The 25,681-nt window shown below is 42.0% G+C and carries 16 protein-coding genes; 6 read left to right on the top strand and 10 right to left on the bottom strand.

Going from position 1 to position 25,681, the window contains the following annotated elements; all coding sequences use genetic code 11:
- Positions 1-89: 89 nt before the first annotated feature.
- Positions 90-1,718 carry an NADH-quinone oxidoreductase subunit NuoF gene (gene nuoF / locus ACFFRD_RS19625; RefSeq protein ID WP_392482835.1) on the bottom strand — a complete coding sequence of 543 codons (1,629 nt, stop codon included), beginning with the start codon at positions 1,716-1,718 and terminating at the stop codon, positions 90-92.
- Positions 1,705-2,238, bottom strand: coding sequence for a bidirectional hydrogenase complex protein HoxE (gene hoxE, locus ACFFRD_RS19620; RefSeq protein ID WP_392482834.1), 534 nt, complete (start codon positions 2,236-2,238; stop codon positions 1,705-1,707). Before hoxE ends, nuoF begins: the two co-directional genes overlap by 14 nt.
- A 591-nt stretch (positions 2,239-2,829) precedes the next feature.
- On the opposite strand from hoxE, the gene ACFFRD_RS19615 reads away from it, so the two are divergent.
- Positions 2,830-3,930, top strand: coding sequence for an ATP-dependent 6-phosphofructokinase (locus tag ACFFRD_RS19615; RefSeq protein ID WP_392482833.1), 1,101 nt, complete (start codon positions 2,830-2,832; stop codon positions 3,928-3,930).
- 146 nt (positions 3,931-4,076) lie between these two features.
- On the opposite strand, the gene ACFFRD_RS19610 is transcribed toward ACFFRD_RS19615, so the two are convergent.
- Positions 4,077-4,466: a response regulator gene (locus tag ACFFRD_RS19610; RefSeq protein ID WP_392482832.1), complete on the bottom strand. Its 390-nt coding sequence runs from the start codon at positions 4,464-4,466 to the stop codon at positions 4,077-4,079.
- A gap of 792 nt (positions 4,467-5,258) precedes the next feature.
- Between ACFFRD_RS19610 and ACFFRD_RS19605 the strand changes: the two genes are divergently transcribed.
- Together ACFFRD_RS19605 and ppsA are read left to right on the top strand one after the other, a co-directional pair.
- Positions 5,259-8,183 carry a PAS domain S-box protein gene (locus ACFFRD_RS19605; RefSeq protein ID WP_392482831.1) on the top strand — a complete coding sequence of 975 codons (2,925 nt, stop codon included), beginning with the start codon at positions 5,259-5,261 and terminating at the stop codon, positions 8,181-8,183.
- 282 nt (positions 8,184-8,465) lie between these two features.
- Positions 8,466-10,907 carry a phosphoenolpyruvate synthase gene (ppsA, locus tag ACFFRD_RS19600; RefSeq protein WP_392482830.1) on the top strand — a complete coding sequence of 814 codons (2,442 nt, stop codon included), beginning with the start codon at positions 8,466-8,468 and terminating at the stop codon, positions 10,905-10,907.
- 220 nt (positions 10,908-11,127) lie between these two features.
- Here ppsA and ACFFRD_RS19595 read toward each other — a convergent pair whose 3' ends face one another.
- Both ACFFRD_RS19595 and nifJ read right to left on the bottom strand, forming a co-directional pair.
- Complete coding sequence (locus tag ACFFRD_RS19595) at positions 11,128-12,159, bottom strand: dihydroorotate dehydrogenase-like protein (protein ID WP_392482829.1); 1,032 nt, start codon at positions 12,157-12,159, stop codon at positions 11,128-11,130.
- A gap of 17 nt (positions 12,160-12,176) precedes the next feature.
- The gene (gene nifJ, locus ACFFRD_RS19590; RefSeq protein WP_392482828.1) at positions 12,177-15,812 is read right to left on the bottom strand and encodes a pyruvate:ferredoxin (flavodoxin) oxidoreductase; all 3,636 of its coding nucleotides are present in this window, start codon (positions 15,810-15,812) and stop codon (positions 12,177-12,179) included.
- 422 nt (positions 15,813-16,234) lie between these two features.
- On the opposite strand from nifJ, the gene ACFFRD_RS19585 reads away from it, so the two are divergent.
- The 3 genes from ACFFRD_RS19585 (at position 16,235) to ACFFRD_RS19575 (ending at position 20,232) form a co-directional block, all read left to right on the top strand.
- The gene (locus ACFFRD_RS19585) at positions 16,235-16,405 is read left to right on the top strand and encodes a hypothetical protein (protein ID WP_392482826.1); all 171 of its coding nucleotides are present in this window, start codon (positions 16,235-16,237) and stop codon (positions 16,403-16,405) included.
- 735 nt (positions 16,406-17,140) lie between these two features.
- The gene (locus tag ACFFRD_RS19580) at positions 17,141-19,771 is read left to right on the top strand and encodes a M4 family metallopeptidase (RefSeq protein WP_392482825.1); all 2,631 of its coding nucleotides are present in this window, start codon (positions 17,141-17,143) and stop codon (positions 19,769-19,771) included.
- A gap of 320 nt (positions 19,772-20,091) precedes the next feature.
- The gene (locus tag ACFFRD_RS19575; RefSeq protein ID WP_392483112.1) at positions 20,092-20,232 is read left to right on the top strand and encodes a transposase; all 141 of its coding nucleotides are present in this window, start codon (positions 20,092-20,094) and stop codon (positions 20,230-20,232) included.
- Here ACFFRD_RS19575 and ACFFRD_RS19570 read toward each other — a convergent pair.
- From ACFFRD_RS19570 to ACFFRD_RS19550, 5 genes are all read right to left on the bottom strand, one after another.
- Entirely contained in the window at positions 20,225-21,298 is a 1,074-nt protein-coding gene (locus ACFFRD_RS19570; protein WP_392482824.1) for a cyanophycinase, read from the bottom strand. The genes ACFFRD_RS19575 and ACFFRD_RS19570 overlap by 8 nt on opposite strands.
- Positions 21,299-21,372: 74 nt before the next feature.
- Positions 21,373-22,176, bottom strand: coding sequence for a hypothetical protein (locus ACFFRD_RS19565; RefSeq protein ID WP_392482823.1), 804 nt, complete (start codon positions 22,174-22,176; stop codon positions 21,373-21,375).
- Between the two features lie 30 nt (positions 22,177-22,206).
- Entirely contained in the window at positions 22,207-23,316 is a 1,110-nt protein-coding gene (locus tag ACFFRD_RS19560; RefSeq protein ID WP_392482822.1) for an alpha-amylase family glycosyl hydrolase, read from the bottom strand.
- A gap of 84 nt (positions 23,317-23,400) precedes the next feature.
- Positions 23,401-24,807: a Dyp-type peroxidase gene (locus ACFFRD_RS19555; RefSeq protein WP_392482821.1), complete on the bottom strand. Its 1,407-nt coding sequence runs from the start codon at positions 24,805-24,807 to the stop codon at positions 23,401-23,403.
- A gap of 362 nt (positions 24,808-25,169) precedes the next feature.
- Complete coding sequence (locus tag ACFFRD_RS19550; RefSeq protein ID WP_392482820.1) at positions 25,170-25,622, bottom strand: hypothetical protein; 453 nt, start codon at positions 25,620-25,622, stop codon at positions 25,170-25,172.
- Positions 25,623-25,681: the final 59 nt, after the last annotated feature.

Genomic DNA, 25,681 nt, shown 5'->3' with positions numbered 1-25,681 from the left:
CTTATCCCGAACTCAGGTTAACTACCAAAACCTACGTTCTTACGGCGTTATTGCTGCTTAATTTTGTCCAGAGTATTGTAATATGAGCTTTAACTAATGGGTTTGTTGATCAAAGCCAAATATTCATCACGGAAATAACGTAAGGTACTAAATACCGGATTGGGTGCAGACTGACCAAGACCACACAAACTAGTATGCTTCACCATGTCGCATAGTTCTTCCAACAAGTCTAAGTCAGCAAGAGATGCTTTACCTTCACTCATCTTTGTTAACAACCGATACAACTGCACCGTTCCCACCCGACAGGGAATGCACTTACCACACGATTCATCCATACAAAATTCCATGAAAAAGCGGGCGACATCCACCATATTGGTAGTTTCATCCATGACAATCATGCCGCCGGAACCCATCATCGAACCCAATTGAGTGAGTGATTCATAATCTACCGGACTATCAAAAGCTGTTGCTGGGATACATCCCCCGGAAGGGCCGCCAGTTTGTACTGCTTTTACCACACCGCCATCTGGTACGCCACCGCCCATTGTTTCTACAATCTGCTTTAATGAAGTTCCCATCGGTACTTCTATCAAACCTGTGTTACGGATTTTGCCTGCCAATGCAAAAACCTTTGTGCCTTTACTCTTTTCGGTGCCAATGCTGGCGAACCAGTCAGCACCTTTGCGAATAATGGGTGCAATATTGGCGTAGGTTTCAACGTTATTAATTAAAGTAGGATGACCCCATAAACCAGACTCAGCAGGGTAGGGCGGACGGGGATGAGGAGTGCCGCGTTTACCTTCAATAGAAGCCATTAAAGCAGTTTCTTCACCACAAACATAAGCCCCAGCACCGATACGAATATCAATCTTAAAATCAAATCGAGAGTTGAAAATTTGAGTGCCCAAGATGCCAAGGCGTTGGGCTTGACGAATGGCAGTTTGCAGACGATTGATAGCGATGGGATATTCTGCCCGAATGTAGATGTAGCCTTGATTTGCGCCTACAGAATATGCTGCGATCGCCATTCCTTCCAAAACCCGATGAGGATCGCTTTCTAAGACGCTGCGATCCATAAATGCCCCCGGATCTCCCTCATCAGCGTTAGAAATTACGAATTTGCGATCGCTTTGTTCGCTACTTTTTGCTTTGGCAACTGTTGCCCATTTCAAACCTGTAGGATAACCAGCACCACCACGTCCCCGTAAACCACTGCGAGTAATCGCATCTACTACTTCGTTGGGTGTCATCTCCCGTAAGACATGGTAAAGTGCTTGATAACCTTTGGTAGCAATATAAGATTGAATGCGTTCTGGGTCGATTTTGCCACTGTTTTCTAAAACAATCGGCATCTGAGCAGTAAAAAATGGATGAGTTAAATCACCTTGTTGAACTATTGTTTCTCCTCCATTGAGAGCAGTGATAATTGAGGAAGCATCACTAGGTGTAACTTTCTCATAAAGCGTACCTAAACTTTCTGGTTCGGTGTTTTTCCGAACCTGTACTAATGGGCCTTTACAGCACAAACGCATACAACCAACGCCACGAACTTCTACTGTTTCTGCCAAATTTTCTGCTATAACAGCCTCTTCCAAACGCTGTTTGACGGCTTGTGAATTGGCAGATAGACAACCAGCTGCAACACAACAGCGAATTTGCACAGGTTTCTCTAAAGCACGTTCTTTTTGGGAAATTTCAATTAATTCAGATAGATCCATCTTGCAACCATCCTTTGATGCGCTCAAGGACTGATTCAGCAGTTTGATTGCCTAAAACAGTGCCATCAAAAACTACAGCAGGCGCAATTCCACAAGCACCCAGACATCTTGCTGTTAACAGTGAAATTTGACCATCTGCGGAGGTTTCACCAGCGTGAATGTGAGTAGATTTTTCTACGTTTGCCAGGATAGCTGGAGCGCCTTTGACGTAACAAGCTGTACCCGTACACACCACACAGGTATGCACGCCACTAGGTGCAAGTGAAAACAAATGGTAGAAGGTGGCAACACCATAAACTCGACTAGGTGGCAGTTTGAGACTATGAGCAATGTAAATTAATATATCGTTCTCTAAATAGCCAAAAAGTTCCTGCGCTTTATGCAATATTTCAATGAGTGCATCCTGTTCATACTGGTGGCGTTTGATCGTTGCTTCCAGCATTTTAAAGCGCTTATCACCATGAGTTATAGAAGATATTTTTGTTGTGTTGTTACTTTTAACACCAGATATTAAATTCATCCTTTGAGCCTCTCCTCTCTTCAGGATATTATGAGTCTCACAGTTTTGATGATAAGAAAACAATTTGAGAAACTTGTGAGGAGAGTAAGTAAATTTTTGGCTTTGCTGGATAAGGATATGATTTAACCAGGTTCCAGGCGCAGAGATCCAGAGAAAAGATTTATGATTTCGGAAAGAATGCCTAATTTTCGCCGCGTTATCAAGGCTATAAGTTTATGTCCTCACAACTTCCACAGATTTTTAGCTTAACCTCAAGATATAGACAAAACAGGGTTTAAACGCCGAGGCAGAAGAAATCCTAATCTTCCGCCTCTTACTTTCTGCCACGCCACCTGCTACAACAGATAGAACGTAGTCAGTGGTTCCTCTACTTTTATCGGGAAAGGCAGAGGGCAGAAGGCAGAAGGGAATTCTGACTCGTGTCCTCTGGCCCGTGACCGAACGCGAGTGCGTCTCGTAGAGAACCGAACTTGGGTTTAAGACCCCCACCAAATTTTCTTGTTTTGTGGCCTCAATTAAGTACGGTGTTGAATCCACTTCTAAATTGAACCTTCTGCCTCCTGCCTTCTTCAATGTTGAGGTGTGATGACTATGCAAAAACGACTTGGCATTCTTACCAGTGGTGGCGACTGTCCCGGACTTAATGCTGTGATTCGGGCAGTTGTTAGTCATGCCACCCTCACCTATAACTGGCAGGTAGTGGGTATCCCTTATGCAACTAGAGGGCTTTTAGAGAGAAAGGCAATTCCTCTGAGGATACATGGTCTAGACCTACGTGGAATTGACCCCTTGCTGAATATGGGAGGTACAATTCTGGGTAGCATCAACAAAGGCGATACTCTAGCTCATATTGACGAGATTGTTGCAGGCTATCATGCTTTAGAACTAGATGCCTTAATTGGTATTGGTGGAGATGGCAGTTTAGCAATTCTCAACCAACTACAAAGCCAGGGAAACTGGCAGTTTATCGCCATTCCGAAAACAATTGATAATGATGTCGGGAAGACAGAAAGAGTAGTTGGGTTTGATACGGCGGTTAATACGATTGTTGATGCTCTAAATCGTTTGACATTTACAGCGGCCAGTCACGATCGCGTCATGATTGTTGAAGTTATGGGACGCAAAGCAGGTCACTTAGCACTACACTCCGGTATTGCAGGTGGTGCAGATGTGATTTTGATTCCCGAAATTCCCTACACAATTAAAGGTGTGTGCGAACATTTAGCAGAATTACGCGATCGCTGGGAACGCAGATTTGCAATTGTCGTTGTGGCAGAAGGCGCTCAAATAGCAGCCGATTCATCTAGTCCTCCATCCTGCGAAAAGCCATCCTGTGGTATGGGTCAATATATTGCCGATGAGCTTCGCTGTTGCAGTAACCATCAAATTGACATTCGGGTTTCCGTTTTAGGACACATCCAGCGAGGTGGTATTCCCTCAGCTTTAGACCGTTTGGTGGCAACCGCTTTTGGCAAAGCTGCGGTAGATTTATTAGCTGATGGGCAATCTGCACAGATGGTAGCCTGGCAAAATGGACAAGTTGTAGCAGTTCCTTTAGAGGCTGTCTTGGCTTGTAGTCCATGTTTTGTAGATGCCAATAATTTTTTAGTGGAAACTGCGCGATCGCTTAGTACTTACATTGGCGACATTATTCCAGCGATCGTCAAGACAAAATTTAATGAGACTTTGTAAAAATCCAGTTTAAAATTGCCTGAAGCTGAAAATTAGCGAGGGTTTTACATTGAGAGAACTAGCCATTTCATCATTAATAGAATAATCTATGTAGAGTCTTTAAAAATGTAGTCTACATTTTGATACTTTTATAAAAGTCGTTTAGTTTATAGATGGATAACTGGATTCCAATTAAGAATCTTACAAATGTCATCAACTAATTCTTGGGGTAGACAAGGCTTAGTAATTACCCCTGCTACTCCTAAATTTCTCAACTGCTGTTGTTCTTGAGGTTGAGCTTTAGCCGTCAGCATAATAGTAGGAATGTCACAGGTTGCAGCAGTTGCCTGTAGCTGCTTAAAAGTAGTCGGCCCATCCATACCAGGCATCATTACATCTAGTAAAATGGCATCAGGATGCTCAGATTCTGCAATTTTTATTCCCTCGCTACCTGAAGATGCTGTTAATATGTCCCAACCAGCTACTGACTCTAACGAGATTTGAATAATTTCCCGCAGACTATCTTCATCATCAATTACCAGTAATCTTTTTGTCATATTTGACACTCCCTTTTTGTCTACAGATACTTTTATCAATCAAAACCCTAGTATTTTTTAGAAAACTTTATTTTGATTATGACTTCAAGTAATATGGCAGGAAAATTATTATAATACCCTGACAATAACATACTAAACAATAATTATGAAGATTTCGTGAGTAAGGAAAAATTTCAATAAATACAATATAAATCGCCATAAAAATATCTCACAACTCAATATTCTTCCCAATTTGCTAATTAGTAGAATGAGGTTAATAAAGATGAGGATTTTTCCTGTAAATGAATTTATTTGGAGAAGTCTGATAGTCGCAAGGCAGTAATTGTGTCAGATATTTATTATTAGAGCATTTTGGGGTAGCACTACAATCGAATCTGAGTTAACACAACAGCTTTGTTGAAGATGATAGCCATTTTAAATTACCACTAATTAACATAATCTATTATTTTTGACAAAAGATTACACTCCTTCATAAAATCCTCACAAACTTTCTATAAATTAGTATAAGCAAATATCACTGAGATAATTTTTAGAGTGTATTTAGTGTAGTATGGAAGTAACTAAATAGCTTGCTTATTGCTAGAGCCAAGTATAGGACTCAATATTTGATTTTTGAAAAAAGTCCGTACAACTCAAAAAACCTTCTTTCCTATTGCCTATTGCCTTCCCACGCAATTAAGTTAAAAATCAAAGCGGATTCCTATATTATGTAGACGATCGCAGGGAGGCTTCTCGGAGAGTACGGCTCACCGCAGGCTATTACAGATTATAAATTTGTTTAGGATGATTGCAGTGAAGACACGCCAAGAACTTGAACTAGAAAATATAGCTCTACGTAATCAAATACAAGTATTAGAAGAGACTTTTAGAGCTATCAGAATGGGTAAGGTAGATGCTTTAGTTGTATCTAGCACTCAAGAAGAACGAATTTTTACTTTGCAAGATGCTGATTATCCTTACCGTGCTTTTTTGCAAGAGATGCATGAAGGCGCTGTGACGATAGACGATCGCGGAACAATTCTTTACTGTAATCACCCGTTAGCGGTAATGCTCAAAAAGCCACTAGAGAAAGTAATCGGCTCTAACTTTGAGGATTACATAGCGCCAAAAGAAAAACAGGTATTTCAAGGATTATTTCAGCAAGCAAGACAGGTATTTTGTCGAGGAGAAGTTTACTTAATTGCTGAGGATGAGACTCAAATACCTGTTTATTTGTCTTTTAAACCATTGCAAATAGACGACATAGCCGTTACTTGCATAGTAGTAACCGACTTAACCGAGCAAAAACGTAATGCGGAAATTGTAGCAGATGAAAGACTAGCAAATTCTATTCTGGAACAAGCAGGCGAAGCAATCGTTGTATGCGATCGCAGTTGGCAAATTATTCGCGCCAATCAAGTAGCACAGAAATTGTGTGGTAATAATCCATTATTTCAACAATTTGATTTGTCGTTTCCACTGCAATGTAGTTATTGTAATGGCTATCAAAATATAGAAAAATGTTTATTTATTGACAAATCAGCAAATTGCCAGCAAAAGCAAGAAGTATTTTCACTATCTAGCTTGCTACAAGGTCAATGTTTCCAAGGAGTAGAAGTATTATTAACCCGCCAAGATGGTAGCAAATTCAATTTATTGTTGAGTGCTACTCCATTATTAAATTTAGACAACCAAATTATTGGTAGTGTAGTGACCCTAACAAATATCACAGAGCGCAAGCAAGCAGAAGAAAGAATAGCACAGATGATAATCCGTGAACAAGCTGCTTGTGCAGAAGCGGAAGCAAACAAAAATCGTTTATTTAATATATTAGAGAGTATTAGTGATGCTTTTGTAGCAATTGATGCTAATTGGTGCTATACATACGTTAATCAAAAAGCAGCAGAAATTGTCGGGAAGAAAGCAAAGGATTTAATTGGTAAAAATATTTGGCAAGAATCTCCCGATTTACTTAGTCATAATTCTTATAATGATTATTTACAAGCTTTAAATGAACAAAGTTTTATTCAAGTAGAAAAATTTTATCCATCAAGCCAACGCTGGTTTCAAAAGCGCATTTATCCTTCTGTGGGAGGTATATCAATTTTTTTAAAAGAAATAACTAAAGAAAAACAGACTGAGATTGCTTTGCAGGAAAGTGAAGAACGGTTAAGGTTAGCTTTAGAAGCAGCACAAATAGGAACTTGGGATTGGAATATTTTTACTAACCATCTCAAGTGGTCAAGTCGTCAAGAGCAATTATTTGGTATAACTCCAGGTACGTTTACAAGTAGCTATGAAGCTTTTCTCACCTACGTCCACCCTGAGGATAGAGAAGCAGTTCACCAAGCAGTAATAGGTGCCAAAGACAATAAATCTGAATATTATGTGGAATACAGAGTTGTTTGGTCTGATGCTAGCATTCACTGGATTGGAGCTAAAGGAGAATGTATCTATGACGATGAAGGTACAGCATTACGCATGCTTGGTACTTGTTTAGATATTACCCAACGCAAGCAAGCAGAAGCAGCTTTGCAGCAAGCAAAAGCAGAATTAGAAATTAAAGTTGCAGAGCGAACTGCTGAATTATCTCAAGCAAATACACACTTGCATAGATTAATCAATATTCTGACAGCAACTATTAACCAACAAACAAAAATTGAAGCTCAACTGCGTGAAGCAGACCGCCGTTGGCGTAGCTTATTAGAAAATGTGCAGTTGTTAGTTATTGGACTGGATAAGACAGGGAAAGTTGAATACGTTAATCCTTTCTTTTTAGAATTGAGTGGTTATACCCAAGAAGAAATTTTAGGTAAAGAGTGGATTGCCAATTTTATACCGCAATATCAGCAAGATAATATCCAAAAGATTTTTGTAGAAACGTTAGAGCAAGAATTGCATTCTCACTACCAGAACGAAATTATTACTAAATCTAGAGAAGAACGTGTAATTGCCTGGAATAATACAATACTACAAGATTCACAAGGCGCAATAGTAGGTACTATGAGTATTGGTGAAGACATCACCCAACGTTATACTTTAGAAAAAATCAAGAATGAGTTTATCTCAGTTGTTAGTCACGAATTACGTACACCCATGACTTCAATTCAAGGAGGTTTAAGCTTATTGAAAACTGGTTTGGTAAAACTTGATTCTGACAAGGGTAAACGCATCATTCAAATTGTTTCAGAAAGCTCTGAGCGCTTAGTCAGGTTAGTAAATGATATCTTAGATTTAGAAAGACTACAATCTGGAAAAATTACTTTAAATAAACAACAAGTTAATGTTGTTGACTTATTAACAGAAGCTACAGAATTAATGCAAATAATGGCTAACAATGCCGGAATAAATTTGTTAGCCTTACCTCAAAATATTAACTTAACAGTTGACAAAGATCGGATTATTCAAGTACTAACTAATTTGCTGAGTAACGCGATTAAGTTTTCACATCAAGGGTCTACAGTATCAATATCAGTAGAAGAAATTAAAGGAAAAGATAGTCAAACTTCAGATGTGTTATTGAAGGTACAAGACCAAGGTAGAGGCATTCCTGATAACAAGTTAGAATCTATTTTTGAGCGGTTTCATCAAGTGGATGCTTCTGATTCTCGCAAGCAAGGTGGAACAGGTTTAGGTCTAGCTATTTGTCGCAGTATAGTAGAGCAACACAACGGGCAAATTTGGGTTGAAAGTAAAATAGGATCAGGTAGTATTTTTTACTTAAAGCTACCTTTGTAAATTAAGCATAGCTACTTACCCAATACTTTTCGGGTTTTGAGGGAAAGGGGAAAGGGAAAGGGTTTAAATTTACCTTTACCCCAAACCCAGTAAGCTTTGCCCAGACCAAAAGAGAGATTGTTGGGTTTATCCGAAAAGTATTGGCTACTTACCTAATATTTGCAGTATTTTTCTGTAAATTATTTAGCTATACCCTCACAAGTTCCTCAAATAATCTTTCTATAACCATAAGTATGAAACGACTATAACTCTCGTGATTAGCTTGATAAAAGGAAATTTTCCATGCCAGAAGCACTAGTTAATCAAAAAACTACTCATCAACTTTCTCAAGACAAAGACTTGGTATTACCTTTAAGCAAAGTTGGAATTGCTGATATACCCCTAGTGGGTGGCAAAAACGCTTCTTTGGGAGAAATGATTCAACAGCTTGTACCCAAAGGCATTAAAGTTCCCACAGGATTCGCCACTACAGCTTACGCTTATCGCTACTTTATCTCTTCAGCTGGTTTGGAACCTAAATTGCAGCAATTGTTTGCCAATTTAAATGTAGAAGATGTGAACAATCTCCATTTTATTGGTCAGCAAGCACGGTCTTTAATACTGCAAACTCCATTTCCACTAGAATTGCAACAAGCAATTACCCAAGCTTATCAAGACCTTGAAAAACAATATGGCACAAACACTGATGTCGCAGTCCGTTCTAGTGCCACAGCAGAAGACTTACCTGATGCTAGCTTTGCCGGACAGCAAGAAACATACCTTAATGTCCACGGGTTACAAGCTATTCTAGAAGCCTGTCACAAGTGCTTTGCTTCGATCTATACTGACCGTGCTATTTCTTACCGGGAACTCAAAGGTTTTGACCACTTTAGCATAGCCCTCTCAGTAGGCGTACAAAAAATGGTGCGTTCTGACCTAGCAACATCTGGTGTGATGTTCTCAATTGATACTGAGACAGGTTTTCAAGATGTAGCACTGATTACTGCTGCTTATGGTTTGGGAGAAAATGTAGTACAGGGAGCGGTCAATCCAGACGAGTACTTGGTATTTAAACCTACACTTAAGCAGGGATATCGCCCAATTTTAGAAAAACGGCTGGGTACAAAAGAAATCAAGATGGTCTACGATGTCGGCGGATCGAAATTGACCAAAAATATCAGTGTTGTTGCCAGCGATCGCTTAAAATATGCTCTTAGTGATGAAGAAATTTTACAACTAGCCCAAGCTTGCTGCCTGATTGAAGAACATTACTCAAAAGTTCGTGGTGTCTACACACCAATGGATATTGAGTGGGCCAAAGACGGGATTACCAATGAACTTTTTATCGTGCAGGCGCGTCCCGAAACAGTACAATCTCAGAAATCAAAAAATGTTCTCCGCACTTATCAATTACAACAAAAAGGTGAAGTATTGAGTACAGGGCGGAGTGTGGGTGAAATGATTGGTCAAGGTAAAGCCAGAGTTATTCTGGATGTGCAGCAAATTGACCAGTTTCAGCGTGGAGAAGTGCTAGTCACAAATCGCACTGATCCTGACTGGGAACCAATCATGAAACGTGCTAGTGCAATTATCACTAATCAAGGTGGGCGTACTTGCCATAGTGCAATTATTGCTAGAGAAATAGGTATTCCGGCAATAGTTGGTTGTGGTAATGCCAGCACCGTTTTGAAAACAGGACAAGAAATTACTGTTTCTTGTGCAGAAGGCGAAACTGGCAAAGTTTACCAAGGTTTATTGCCTTATGAAGTGAAAGAATTAGCATTGGAAAATTTGCCCCACACTCGTACCAAAATTATGATGAATGTGGGTAATCCAGAAGAAGCATTGAGTTATGCCGCTATCCCTAATGATGGAGTTGGATTAGCACGGATGGAATTTATTATTGCTAATCATATTAAAACGCATCCACTAGCGTTAATTCACTTTGATAAATTAGAAGATGAGTTTGCAAAATTTCAGATTGCTGAGTTAACTGCCCAATACAAAGATAAAGCGGCATACTTTATCGATAAACTAACTCAAGGTATTGGCACGATCGCAGCTGCTTTTTATCCCAAACCTGTGATTGTGCGCCTGTCAGACTTCAAGAGTAACGAGTACGCTCACCTTTTGGGTGGCAAGCAGTTTGAACCCCAAGAAGAAAACCCGATGTTGGGGTGGCGTGGTGCTTCGCGCTACTACGATGAACGCTATCGTGAAGGCTTCGCTTTAGAATGTCTAGCGATGAAAAATGTGCGCGATCGCATGGGTTTAACTAATGTAATTTTAATGGTGCCATTTTGTCGGACTCCCAAAGAAGGTCGGCGTGTGCTATCAGAGATGGCCAAGCATGGTTTGGTGCAGGGAGAAAACAGTTTACAAGTTTATGTGATGTGCGAGTTACCTAGTAATGTGCAATTAGCAGATGAGTTTTGTGAAATTTTTGATGGTTTCTCAATTGGCTCGAATGACTTGACACAATTGACATTAGGAGTAGATAGAGATTCGGAATTAGTAGCGCATTTATTTGATGAACGGAATGAAGCGGTGAAGCTGATGATTGCCAAAGCCATAGCCACAGTTCAAAAGCACGGACGTAAAATTGGTATTTGCGGTCAAGCACCGAGCGACTATCCAGAATTTGCCCAATTTCTGGTTCAGCAAGGTATTGATTCTATCAGTCTTAACCCTGACTCCGTATTGAAAACTCTTTTAGAAATAGCAAGTGCGGAAGAAGGTAATTGAAAAAGAGGCAGGGGAGTGGGGGGCAGGGGGAAATCCCGGATTTCTCACGATACTGTAGGCAGGGGAGTGTGGGAGGTGTGGGAGGTGTGGGAGGTGTGGGAGGTGTGGGAGGTGTGGGAGGATGGGGAAGAAATCTGACCCCGCACACTCCCCACACTTCCCACACTCCCCACCCTCAATTCGAATTCACGGGTGGGGACTTCCGCGACACGTTAAACTTTTAACCGAAGTAATACGAAGTGTCGTGAATTGTTGCCCATTCAGGTTTATAAGTGGCAAGAGAACGCATATATTGGGCACGTTCAAAAGCGCTGGGATTTGGACAATGCTTTTGACTCATACTCCCCTGCATTTGTTCGACTGATTCGTATTCATGTTTTTGCATCCATTCGCGCATTTCCTGCTCGATGACTCTAATGTGGTTGATCCCATGTCGTAGCAGTACCGAGCAAAGCATCGTTATCTTGGCACCAGCCATGAGCATTTTTAGCGCATCATCACCTTTGTGAATACCACTTGTTGCTGCTAAATCGGCATGAATACGACCATAGAGAATGGCAATCCATCGCAGAGGTAATCGCATTGATTGCGGTGTACTTAACAGTACATTGGGTTCAACATCAAGGAGATTGAGATTAATATCCGGCTGGTAAAAGCGGTTAAATAGTACTAAAGCATCAGCACCCGCCTCATCTAAACGTTTTGCCATATTTGCCATATTGGTGAAGTATGGGCTGAGTTTGACTGCTATGGGGATAGTTACTGCTGCTTTGACTGCACAAAGAATATCAATATAGGTTTGCTCAATTTCATTGCTTGTTAGTTCTATATCAGTAGGGACATAATAAATATTCAATTCCAGTGCGTCTGCTCCCGCTTGCTGAATTTGTTTGGCATAGTTTGTCCACCCACCAACAGATGAGCCATTGAGACTGGCAATAATTGGAATGCTCACCGTCTGCTTGGCTTTGTGAATATGCTCTAAATAAGTTTCTGGCCCTACCCGAAAGCTAGCTGAGTTAGGGAAGTAACTTAAGGCTTCAGAAAAACTTTCAGTTCCTTGAGTGAGGTGATGGTGGAGTTCATAACGTTCTAGGCGCAACTGTTCTTCAAATAATGAATGCATCACCACTGCGGCTGCACCTGCATCTTCCATGCGTTGGATGTTGTCAATATCCTCTGATAGAGGGGATGCAGAGGGAACAAAAGGCGATCGCAATTTCATTCCCATATAAGTTGTAGTTAAATCCATTATGATGACTCCAGTTTTCAATAATTTCTTGCAGCTAAATATTGATACATCTGCCAACGGGTCTTCACATCTGCTTGAGCTTCTTTAAGTAATTGCTGTGCCGCTTCTTCGTTACTCTTAGTCAACATTTTGAAGCGGTTTTCTAGATACATATATTGCTCTAGCAGTAACTTTGGTGTGCGTGAATCAAGTTGTAGTGGGTTTTCTCCTTGCTTGATGCGGTCTGGATTAAACCGATACAGCAACCATTGACCGGAATCGACAGCAGCTTTTTGATTCTGCATTGCTGTACTCATGTTGATCCCGTGGGCAATACAATGGCTGTAGGCAATAATTAGCGATGGGCCTTGATAAGCCTCAGCTTCTAGAAATGCCTTGAGAGTGTGTTCATCTCGTGCGCCCATTGCGACGCTGGCAATATAGACATTGCCATAAGTCATGGCCATTAAACCCAAGTCTTTTTTAGGCGCAGCTTTACCCCCGGATGCAAATTTGGCTACAGCTGCTTTGGGAGTGGCTTTAGACATTTGTCCACCTGTATTGGAATAAACTTCAGTATCGAGAATGAGAATATTAACGTTGTGTCCACTGGCTAAGACGTGATCTAATCCTCCAAAGCCGATATCGTAACCCCAGCCATCGCCACCGATAATCCAAACGCTCTTTTTCACTAAATAATCAGCTAAGGATTTGAGATTTTGGATTTTAGATTTTAGATTGGGGTTTGGTTGATGATTGACGATTTCATCTAACCGTTTTTTCAGCAATTCTATCCGTTCTCGCTGTTCCCAAATATCAGCTTCATCTTTTTGTTGGGCATTGAGGATACTATTTGCCAGTTCCTCACCCACATCTGTTATCAGGTCTTTGAGTAATTCTGCGGCAAATTCTGCTTGTTTATCAATCGAAATGCGAAAACCGAGGCCAAATTCGGCGTTATCTTCAAATAAGGAGTTTGACCAAGCCGGGCCACGTCCTGCGGCGTTGTGCGTCCAAGGTGTGGTCGGTAAATTAGCGCCATAGATAGAAGAACAACCAGTGGCGTTGGCAACAATCATGCGATCGCCAAATAACTGTGTTGCTAACTTAATATAAGGTGTCTCGCCACAACCAGCGCAAGCCCCAGAAAATTCAAACAACGGTTCTTGCATTTGCTGTTGGTTAATATGAGTCAGCTTCAAATGACTTCTATCTGGATTAGGAATACTCAAAAAGAAATCCCAATTTTCCCGTTCTTGTTCGCGTAATGGTCTTTGCGGTTCCATATTGATTGCTTTGCGGCGTAGTTCTGATTTATTCTTCGCCGGACAAACATCTACGCAAATTCCGCAGCCAGTACAATCTTCTGCTGCCACTTGGATAGTATATTTCAAACCTTGCCAATCATGGTCTTTGGCATTGGCACTCTTAAACATCAATGGTGCATTTTCTAACTGCTGCGGTTCGTAAACTTTACTACGGATGACACTATGAGGGCATACCATGACGCACTTGCCACACTGAATGCAGACATCTGTATCCCAAACGGGTATTTCCTGGGCAATGTTACGCTTTTCCCATTTCCCTGTACCAGTGGGATAAGTACCATCTGCTGGTAAAGCACTAACTGCGAGTTCATCCCCTTTACGGGCAATCATTTTACCAAGAACATCACGGACAAATGGGGGTGCAGCATCAAGAATTGGAGATTGTTTTTCTTTACCATTCCCTATTCCCAATTCCCTATTTCCCACTTCAAACAAATTTTCTAAAGTGGTATCTACTGCTTTGAGGTTCATCTGCACAATTTCGTCGCCTTTCTTGCCGTAACTCTTGCGAATAGAGTTTTTGATTTCTGCGATCGCTTCTTCTCGTGCTATTACACCCGATAAGGCGAAGAAACAAACCTGCATTACCGTATTGATTTTGCCAGCCATGCCCGCTTGACGAGCAACTTTATAGGCATTAATTACATAAAATTTCAGATGCTTTTGAATAATTTGCTTTTGTAATGATGGCGGTAGATGATTCCAAACTTCATCCTTTTCATAAGGAGAATTAACTAAGAATGTTCCATCTGGTACGATGTCTTTCAAGATAGGAAATTTTTCAATAAATTCCCATTGATGGCAAGCAACAAAGTTAGCTTTGCTGATTAAATAGGTCGAGCGAATTAATTGTGAACCAAAGCGTAGATGCGAAACGGTGACGGAACCCGATTTCTTAGAGTCGTAGACAAAATAGCCTTGAGCATAATTGTTTGTTTCTTCTCCAATAATTTTGATTGAGTTTTTATTAGCGCCCACTGTCCCATCTGCACCCAAACCATAAAAAATCGCCCTTACCGTGGTGTCTGGTTCAATACTAAAGTCAGGGTCATAATTCAAACTGGTGTAGGTAACATCATCATTAATGCCGATAGTAAAATGATTTTTTGGTTCAGCCGCAGCCAGGTTATCAAAGACAGCTTTAATCATTGCTGGCGTGAATTCTTTAGAAGATAAACCGTAGCGACCACCGACGACTTGAGGCAGAGGGGCAGCACTTCGGCTACGCTCAGTGACTGAGGGGCGGAGGGGCAGAGGGGAATCTAATCCTAATTTTTCCCCTGCTCCCCATACTTCATACAAAGCTGTAACTACATCAAGGTAGAGGGGTTCACCAGATGCGCCTGGTTCTTTGGTGCGGTCTAAAACTGCAATGCTACGGGTAGTTGCTGGCAAAGCGGCGACAAATCGCATCGCATCATAAGGGCGATATAGTCGTACTTTCAAAACGCCTACTTTCTCACCATTAGCGTTGAGGTAATTGACTATTTCATGTACTGCCTCACAACCGGAACCCATCAGCACAATGACTCGTTCTGCTGCTGGGTCGCCGTGGTATTCAAAGAGTTGGTATTGTCGCCCAGTCATTTGGGCAAATTCATCCATGACTTTTTGGGTGATATCTGCACAAGTTAGATAGTAAGGATTGATAGTTTCTCTAGCTTGGAAGTAAACATCAGGATTTTGTGTTGTCCCGCGCAAAACGGGTTTATCGGGGGTGAGGGCATGTGAACGATGGGCGAATACTAATTCATTGGGAATGAACTCTCGCAAATCATTTTCTGTTAAAGTTTCTACTTTGTTAATTTCGTGGGAGGTACGAAAGCCATCAAAAAAGTGTAGAAAGGGTATTCGTGATTCTAAGGTTGCTCGTGTTGCGATTAAAGCAAAGTCTTGTGCTTCTTGCACTGATGCGGCACACAACATAGCAAAACCAGTTCCACGCGCTGCCATGACATCACTGTGGTCGCCGAAAATAGAGAGAGCTTGGGCGGCTAGCGATCGCGCGGCAATATGAAATACTGTAGGTGTTAATTCCCCAGCAATTTTGTACATATTGGGGATCATCAACAATAATCCCTGTGATGCTGTAAATGTGGTTGTCAATGAACCAGTTTGCAAAGCCCCATGTACAGCACCAGCCACACCTCCTTCACTCTGCATCTGTACCACCGAGGGAACAGTACCCCAAATATTGGGTTTGCTTTCACTAGCCCAAGTATCCGCCCACTCAGCCATTGGTGAAGAAGGAGTAATGGGATAAATCGCAATGACTTCATTAAGTCGATAGACGACTTGGGCAACAGCCTCATTGCCGTCTATGGTTGCAAAGCTTCTCTTGTTCATTTTCTTGCACCTGTGTCTTTAAGGGCTAGCAATGACTAAGCTGGATCTACTTTTGACATTAGGATAAAAAGTTGAGAAACTTGTGAAGACTCACCTTTGGCGTTGCTTGCTGTTTATTAGAATGTTAGGCTGAGATTTTCTGGCTAAACCACCTGTATCGGCTGTTACCCAGAAAAAGTCTGGCTATTAGTCCGATTTTGTTAGTGAGAGAAAGGATTTGGTCATGGCAGAATGGCACTAAGATAACGGCGAATCTATTATTTGTAAGGCTTTTGAGTGTGGTAGGTGTGGGAGGTAGTGTGTTGCTCCCAAGCGATAGATGCCGCACCCATTCTCAATTCCTCCTCATTCTCCCCACACTCCCCACACCTCCCACACCCACTCCAGGCAAAGCTTTCAGCTTTTTTTAGTGCCATTCGGTCATGGCACGAGATAAAGCTTATCGGGAAGCAGAACAGCGTATTGAAAAAGCACGACGAGAGGGAGCAATAGAACTCGATCTCAGCAACATCAAACTTACTGAGGTGCCAGAAGCAATACTCTATTCGATTATTACTTCATTACTTGAAGTATCGTTTTATCCTGGTGTTTGATTAATTCATACCGCACTCAGCAACGCCCAGTTACTTATATAAATCCAACAAGCACCTGTAGCCCAGTATAAAGTTCAACATCGTAGATTAGCTTTTCTAAAGTACCTTGTCACCAAAACGTCGTCTTCATCATGATCTAATTAGCACAATATAAGATTTGGTCAATCAATACCAAGAACTTAAAATAATGTATTATTAATCGAATCGAATACTTAAGCATTTTTGCGTTAAGAATTTTAAACTATTGCGTTCATTGCCAAAAGATTTATATAACCTTCAAATTATAAGAACATTTTTACACTTCATTTCTTATCCTCTTATCCTTCAGAATGCCCAAGCTTAATAGAGAGGCTCTATTTACTGAGAAACTTATTGCTAGTATCTCCTTTATCTACCAAAGTCGCCTTTCAGAGTACATACCTGACAATCTAATTAACTTTGGCACTGTAGTTTCCTACAGTTCTCTGTCTCAGACATAACATAATTGATTAAAATTTGAGATATTATAAGCTGAACTTTATCCAATTAAGTAGTCTAAACAATTTTATCTATCAAAAGGACTTAAAATACTAGATTTTGATGTTCTATGTTGATTAAAACAATTAATAAAGAAAAATAATTCGACAGTTGATCTTGATTTGGCTCTCCTTGCTTTAGCTCTTGCTAAAGATTGAAATTATGTCTGTAACTCACACATTAGGAGTTGACTCCACGATTAAAAAGGAGGAAAAATAAATGAGTAAGAATGGACTTCACACCTTTGCATTCCACACAAAAGACGAGACTTCAGATCGGGTAGCTAATATATTGCGGACTGAAAGACCTTCGTTAGCTGCCTTCGCCACGACAAAAGCTGTAGGTCTGCGTAACCTTGATCCAGAAACAGCCGCTCGTCAGCACTTAAATCAGGCTCTGGCAAGTAAGGAACTGCCGCAGTTTACTGCTCCAGAAGTGAACAACGCCACTTGTGAATTCAAAATCCTTGGCACCGAGACATTGCCCCTTACTGAGACGAAAACTGTAAAGTTTCGTCAAACATACAACAAGATTCCAGTTTACGGTTCCTTAATCACTATTGAGATGGACTATGGGAACGAGCTACTTGCAGTCAACTCGTCACTGGGAGAGCCGATAAATGTAGACACCATAGCGCAGATTTCACCAGCCGAGGCGTTGAATAAGGTTCATGACTTAGCGGGATATGGATTGAAACCACTCGAAGCAACACCCTGTTTGTGTTACTACTTTGACACAGCAGTTGATCGATGGCGCTTAATATACGTAATTGAGGATGTACGCCAACAAAGTCGGGAGAAAACACAAACAGACAAGCATATACCACTGTTAATGGACTACTTAATTGATGCACATAATGGCGAGATCGTTGCTAAATTACCTCGAACGCCGAGTGTCGCTGTTCTAGATAGAGCCTCTCTTTCTCAACAACAGGTCGAAGAAGCACTAGACGGTCTTGAAAAGCTTCGTAAAATTTCGTACTTAATGACAGGAGATAGGAAAACATTACAAGACCTTGACTTGAATGTTCATACTTACGACTTTGAATTTCGGGACTTGAATTCGGGGTTATTACCAGGTAATTATGTGGGCAAACCACCAGAGTGGGCACCAGGAGCGATCAGTGCCCACGCCAACGCAGCGGTGGTAGCAATTTTCCTGCGGGACGTTCTCCGTCGTAATGGTATTGACAATATAGGTGGGCCGTTAATTTCCAGCATCAACTGCATAGTTGCAAATGAAAGTCCGGACGGTCAGGAGTGGCGGAACGCGGCCTGGGTAGAAGGGCAAATGGTGTATGGTCAGAGGAAAGTTCGTGGACAGCTCCGTTCTTATGCTGTAGGGCTTGATGTTGTTGCCCACGAGATATTCCACGGAGTAACTGATCGGACGGCACGGCTCCAGTATGCGGGAGAATCTGGAGCTTTAAACGAATCCTACTCAGATATTTTTGGGATCATTGTCTCTAATTTTGAAAAGCCAAATCTGTCTGCATGGAACTGGGAAATGGGAGAGGAACTTCAAGGTACGGGGATACCGCTCCGGGATCTCAGTAACCCTAGCAAATATCGGCAACCTGCACATATGCGAGATTACCTGAACTTGCCGATTACTGAAGCCGGTGACTGGGGAGGCGTTCACTTCAACAGCGGCATCCACAATTTAGCTGCCTACAAAATTATGACAGCTAAGGATAGGCAAGGAGCTTATCTGTTTGATCGCAAGAGTCTTGCAGCGCTTTTCTACCTAACATTGACTCAGTATCTGTCTCGGACTTCCTTATTCAGAGACAGTCGGCGGGCGATTGAACTCGTTGGTCGCACCTTGTTCCGAGGCGATGCGATTGAGGTTCGGAATGCAAAGTTGCAGGCGATCGCCCGCGCCTTCGATGCGGTAGGAATTTCGATTTCTGGTCAGGAACAAATACTAGATGGGAGTGTCTTCTTAGGAGATACAATCACGCGATCGCAACAGTTAGGCAATGGCTCACCACGCATAGTTGGAAACCATTATCTCGTATATGTACACGGGATTAGCCAACATAGAGAGCATTATTCCGACAGTTGGTGGCAGGCGTTACAACCGCACGTCGGAGAAGTTTTCAAGAACGGAAACCTTGGTGACACGCGCTTGGAGGTGCTATGGAGTCATTTAGTCAATACCGAAACTTTTGTCAATGCTGTCAATGCAGTTGATACCACCAAGCAACAGCAACTGCGGCGAGAAATTATGGCTATTTTAGAAGATCGACGGCGACAAGAACTAGCGACAAATACCAACGGTGGTTTCCACAGAAGTTCAGCAATGCAGACTCATTGGGTAGAAAGCAATGCAGCGGCTCTGGCAATTGACGACTTTCTCATTTATATGTTAAACAGCAGAATGCGCCAGCGCATCATTGATTGCTTCACAGATGTTGTCAAGCCTCTTCTGATTAATAACAACCAAATCGACATCATTTCTCACAGTTGGGGTACTGTAGTTGCCTATGAAGGATTGCGAGAACTTGAGGCTAATGAGCAATTTTTACAAAGATATGTCTCGAACTTTTTTACCGTAGGTAGTGCTTTATCAATTGGAACGGTGCGCGACTTCTTACGCCCAGAAAATAGAGATGGTCGCCGACCCTCTATGGTAAACAAATGGATCAACCTTGATGCCAAGGGTGATCTCGTTGGCGGTACTTTATGGGGTATGTTCGATATCAGTGAGGAAACTCTAAAACTTAACCCAACAAGTTGCTCACAACAATGGTTTGGCTATGATTCAGTTTGTGCACATAATTCTTACTTTGTCAAAGAAAACATAGCTGTTAACCAGGAAATTTTTGCTAAAAACATACTGGCATGACTGTTAGAAACAGTTACAGATTACATATATTGTTTTTAAATCTGGAGGGAGCAAATAAAAAAGAATAAACAACGAACAGAAGAACTTTTGGCAAGGTGGAGAATTATGTGCATTCCTTCACCTTGCTAGAACAAATACAATGATTTATGAAAAGTTTGCTGAAGGATTTTGTTCAAAAAATAGTCTTGATAATGAAATATGGAGATCCTCACTGCGAAAGGTTATTTACACTCAATCCAAAGTATTTGAATGCGCTATCCTATTTTCTTATATCTTTTACTTTTTAAGACTACAAAAATTTCAGGTTGCTCTTGCAAACTGTGCGAAAACAACAGCTTTCCACTGATTGGAAAAAGCTCTATCATGCAAGAGCGGGAGTTGAGGGAACGCTATCTCAAGGAATTCTCACTTTAGGGCTGCGGCAAGCCCGCTACATTGGTTTGGTTAAAGTGATTAGTTAGATCGGTAAGGATCAGCACTGAGTTGTCCCTGATTGACCGTCCTGAGATAATAGCCTCTGGTAGGTCGGTTCTTTAGGTCAAACGTCTGCCCATTATCTACTTTCCATATTTTGAAATTAGAGAACGTGAATGATCGATCCGGCTCACACCTTTCAGGTAAGTGATCGCCTAAGACAATGTAGACTGGTCCTTTTCCCATAGCCTGAGCCATGCCATTCTGATCAACAACCAGCGAAGTGGCTTCTGGCAGGCCAATGCCCAAAACCTCATCTGCCATGCCATCGCGGATTTGGCGGGCAATGAATGCCATCAAGCGACCCATACGATCATCTACATCAAAGTGCGTGTCGATGATTGTGCCTTTGAGGATTGTCCACTCGAACAGGTTATTGGTAAAACTTATGTCTGCATAGGGATCGCGTAAAGCATCGTCACTGGTGATATTTTTTCGTCCTTGTAAACAAGCGTTGTAGATAAACTCACTTTGGATCATAGCACCGGCACTAGTGCCACCAATTGCACCCCCGCGTGCATAGACGGATTTTACGGCATCCTCCAGTTCAGTGCGCTGAAAATTTCGTGCGTAGTTGCATTGGTCTCCTCCTGCAAAGAAAATTACCTCGGCTTGCCGGATGCGATTGACGACATCAGACTGATTAGCATCTTCCCGACTGCCAATCACGAAAGTTTCTACGGAATCGACCCCCTGCATGCACATAATAGGCTGATTGTAAGCATCATCATTGCTGGGATCGTCATCAGGCGAGCGAATCACCACCACATCTACTTTGGTGGCGCAATTGCTACACCCCCTCACCTGGTTGATCATCCACTGAATTGCCGGATCAACATCACGCCCCCCACCGCCTAAGTCATAGACCATCCCAGATAAGAGTGGATTGACATCAGCAGAATTACCTTTCTGGTATTGCATAACTCTGGCTTGTGCTGATGTGGGAAAGGCAGCGATCGCAAAACAGAGAGTCAGGATGAACACGCCTAATAATTTTGCTAGATATTTAAATCGATTCGAGGGGGAATAACTGTTTTTCCTGTTCACCTTCATAGTTTCCTCCTATTCTCCTGGTGGTAAATTAGTCAGTTGTTTGGCATCTGCGATCGCAAAACCTCGGCTTGACCTCAGGGATAATTCGTCAGAATCAAAAATTCGGATGCTGAAATCGGTTGGATTTCAACATAGGCAGTCCCATCTTGTTGCTGCACCGACACCGTTGATCCAACTTTGTGAGGACCTGTGTAACCCGGCAGATTTGCCACTTCAGCCGTATTCAGAATCACCGTCATTAAACTTTCAATCGCGTTCAGATTGGCATCTACCAAAACTCTTGCTCCCCGATTATCCGTTCCATGACTGTTCAGCACACAAACCGCCTCTTCATCATCTAAAACCCGTGACCAACCGATAATTTCCCCACTCCGTCCGTGATCACCAAAGGGCAAGTTTAAGAAGGGAATCGCGATCGGTCGCAAATACTGCCGTCCCAATCGCAGCACTGGGAACTGCTTACGGATTGCTGCCATTGCCTTAATTCGGACATAGGCAGGGTGATTTGGCTCGAAACAATGAGCACCTGCTGTCCCAAATGGCCCGAAACCAGGTAAATTTTGATCTAAAGCTTGCAGTCCCGCTACGCCAGATTGTCGGGGATGCTCTGGACCAAACATCGCCTCCCGTAAATAGCGATCGGATTTCTTCCAGTCGGGCAACCACCTCCGTTCAGACGGTTCTGGCCCCGCCAATGCCTGCTCAGTTCCAGCGTAAATGCAGGGCACTCCCAATGTAAACAGTTGCAATGCTACTCCGGCAATCACCTGATGATCCGATGCAGCTTCACTGGAAAAGCGGATTTTTTCACCAAATACATGATCGTGATCATCCAAAATTGAAACATGCCGCCGTCCGATATTCCGGTGAGACCCCATTACAGCTTTCCCTGGATCAAACCCGTTAAATTAGGCTCTTGGATCTATCAGCCCTTTAGCAACCAGGTTAAGATTTACCCGCATCTCGGCGATATCCAGAGCAGCGTTTAGATTTTGCCCCACCACATCCAGATAGCGGTCTTGGTTATAGTCTCCGCCTGCTATTTCTCCCACTAGAAAGAAGTCACTCTTACCTAGATTGGCTGCAAACTCCTTAATAGTTCCGCAAAAATTTCGGGCTTGTTCATAGGTAACATGCTTGAGTGTATCAATCCGAAAGCCATCACAGTCCGTCAGCGCAATCCAGTATTTATAACATCGGGCTAAGTTATCTAACAGATGGGGATACTCCAACTGGAAATCTCGTAGTGTGATGAAATCCGAACGCCGAAATTCGGCATTGGGATCATCCAAGTCTCCTCGCCCCAAATCTCCCTTGCCAGCACGAGTGTAGCAATCTGCTTCCTGAAGTTCCCTCGGCCACACTCCTTCTGCGCTCGTTTGAGGCTTTACCGCAATGGGTTGTCCGCGATCGCCTAGCCATGTGCCAAACTGATACCAACCAGACGTATAAGGTGGTTCCAATTCTCCCCCAGGAGTATTCGGAGCATAGAGCCAGTTAGATCCTGAATGGTTAAAAATGATATCTAGGATAATGCGTAGTCTCTTTTCGTGGGCTTTATTGACCAGACTGACCAAATCTTGGCGAGTCCCAAAGCGAGGATCGACCTCTAGAAAATCTTGAATGCCGTAACCGTGATAGCTATCCAAGTGACCCCGTTGTTGAAAAACTGGCCCTACCCAGATCGTCGTCATGCCCAGTTGCTCCAGATAATCCAGTTTCGACTCTAATCCTTTGAGTGTCCCACCCTGCCAGCGATCGCCTCCCGACTCTGCCCATTTATCAAATCGCCAAGACTGCCCATTCGGTAGATTAGGGCGGGCCAGATTCAGTTGCTGTCGATTCAGCAGAGGACGTGTATCCTCTTTACCATCGCTAAAGCGATCGGGTAAGAGAAAATAAAGCACTTCATTTCTCCAATCCGCAGGGGAGGGAAAGTAATTCTCGCGTCGAGGCAAACAAAAGTCTTTTAGACTATCCGGTCGCTGTGTAGCTAGATTCTGATCGGTAAATGTCATAGGAATTATCTCAAGATTGGTAAATAAGTTTACTAAGTGAAACTCTTTTCTCTTTCGACGAAGACTAGAAATTTTCTCCGCGACTTACTTAGTTGAATGACTAGCTATGTGTTGCAACGCGGTAATACTAGGTATAAAACAGTAAGCTCCTCCTTTGGTTGTAATGAATCGATCAAAACCCGTCAACTTGATGGAAGGGTTGTCTGGGGAGACGGGAATATCGAATTGACCACTTTTATTGTCATTAGCACCAATCAGGGGAGCTTTAGCATCTGTAGGTAGACCAGCAAAATCTCCTTTATTCACCCACTCTTCCATGACAAATTCAAATTGACGTTTGAGATTCACACAGATGAATAGACCTAGCAATCCCCTTTCAATGCCATCATTAGGAGAGTTAGGATTATAAAGAGACCCATAGGGAATTCCCCTACGGATGAGTCTGTGAATATTTGTTACCCCTTGTATTTTTGCCGCACGAGGATTTGTGCGTCGTATATGTGAACCAATCGGACATTTATATCCTTGTGGATCATCAGAATAATCAAAATTATTAAATTGTTCGTAAATAATTGGTTCTTTAGGGGAGGTTAGTTGATCAGCATCTGGAGAAAGGTCTAGAGGGACACCATTGCGCCATCGGCCACACATTTTAGCTGCCAGTTTGTCTGAATCAATTTTATCTTTTTGCTCTTGGAGAAACTTTTCAAAGCCAGCTACATCTTGTTCCAGGACTCGAAAAGCAGCAAAACTACCATTCAAGCCCAACTCCGGAGGTGTTGGTACATAGTAAGGAGCTTTTTCATCATCCAGCAGGATAAACTCATAAGCAGGAATAATAGGTTGGGGGTCGAGGGATTTTGAAAGTCCACGCTTTGTAGGAACACCTTCTATTTTCGGCTGTGAAATTCCATCTTTGTAACCAAAATGAACTATATCGCTGGGTTGGCCTTTCTCATCAGGAAGTTTAGCTCCATCAAAGCAAGATAACTCTTTAAGTGCGTCTTCTTCTTTAAAGAGCGATCGCAGTTTATCCGATTGCTGCTCTAACACCTTACTATCTTGAGCATAGAGCGAGAGCAAAACATGAGTATTAGATGTTCCTAATCCACCTTTCCACTTATCAGGGGCACTCTCTCCAATATCACCTACTTGAGTTGCTTGAGCAATAGCACCTTGTCTAAATGATTTGTAGTTGGAACCGGAAAAGGATTGACCAATATCTGCAACAAATTGGAGAGCGTTTAAACCTTCAAAAGTAAAGCCAATATTTAAGCAATAACTCGGTTTTATGTCCCACCATGCAGCAGTGGTGATCTGAGGAATTGATTCATCACTACCGCTTACCAAGCTACCAATAAATTTCTTTACGCCCTTCGCATCTTTAATATATAGAACAAAATGCCGCACATTGTTCATGTTATAGCCACGGATAATATAACCCTGGATATCACTAAAGTTAAGCTGCGTTAGAGTTTTTTCATTTGTCATAGATTTTCTCAATTTCAGAAGTAGGATGTTTGACAAATGGAGAATTATTGCCTTAAACTTGGCGACAAAAAAGCTTACATCTTCTGCCTTTTTGCTCAGTCCAGCTCTAAATAAAAGTGTTGCCAAATAGAACTTTTCAGATTAATTAACTACAACTTACTCTAGGGGTGTGGTTGCCACTAAAGTAAGTTTTAGTTTAAAGGATGTTTGAAAAGTCCTCTTATTGGTATCAAAAGTTTAGATCCTTCTAAATTACCCGATTAATTGGGGGACTTTGATTCCGGTTCCCCCCGATTTATCGAAGGGTTAGGGGGGATCTAAAAGTGCATAAAGTCACAGTGAAACACTTTCCAGATAACCTCTTAGCAGTTAGACGCAAGCTGACGAATTTTAACCACAGTTAAAGTAGGATAAGCACTATACCAAACTTTTACTGGTTGATTATATTTTTGTATATAATCAGCAAAAGCTTCAGAGTCTTTTTGGACTGGAATTAACCCTTCAGCATTTTCTAAATGCACTAACACTGTATTGAAAAAGTCACCAACCACTGCAACAAAGTCATCAACATATTTATTAAAATCTCCGTCATAGGCGGTAAAGAGTGCAAATTTAGCATAATACTCTTCCCCTGATTCTGGCGTAACTTTTTCGAGGAACATAAAACGCCCAAAATGCACTGTACCAATCTGATCTAGTGCTGTTCCAAAAGTCCCAGTTTCTAAAATTTCCTTTAGGGCTTTATAGTTTTCTGGCACTGGGGCCTTAATTGGGGCAACAAAGCTTAATGGACTTTGTTCTGGTTTAGTACTCATGATCATGACTCCTTAGTATTTTTAGAACTGAACGCGGGTATTGCTTGTTGTGGCTATGT

Origin of the sequence: Nostoc sp. C110 (genome assembly GCF_043099725.1) — a bacterium.
GTDB classification, from domain to species: domain Bacteria; phylum Cyanobacteriota; class Cyanobacteriia; order Cyanobacteriales; family Nostocaceae; genus Nostoc; species Nostoc muscorum_A.
The sequence above is the reverse complement of the archived record's forward strand: the minus strand, read 5'-3'. Positions and strand labels throughout refer to the sequence as shown.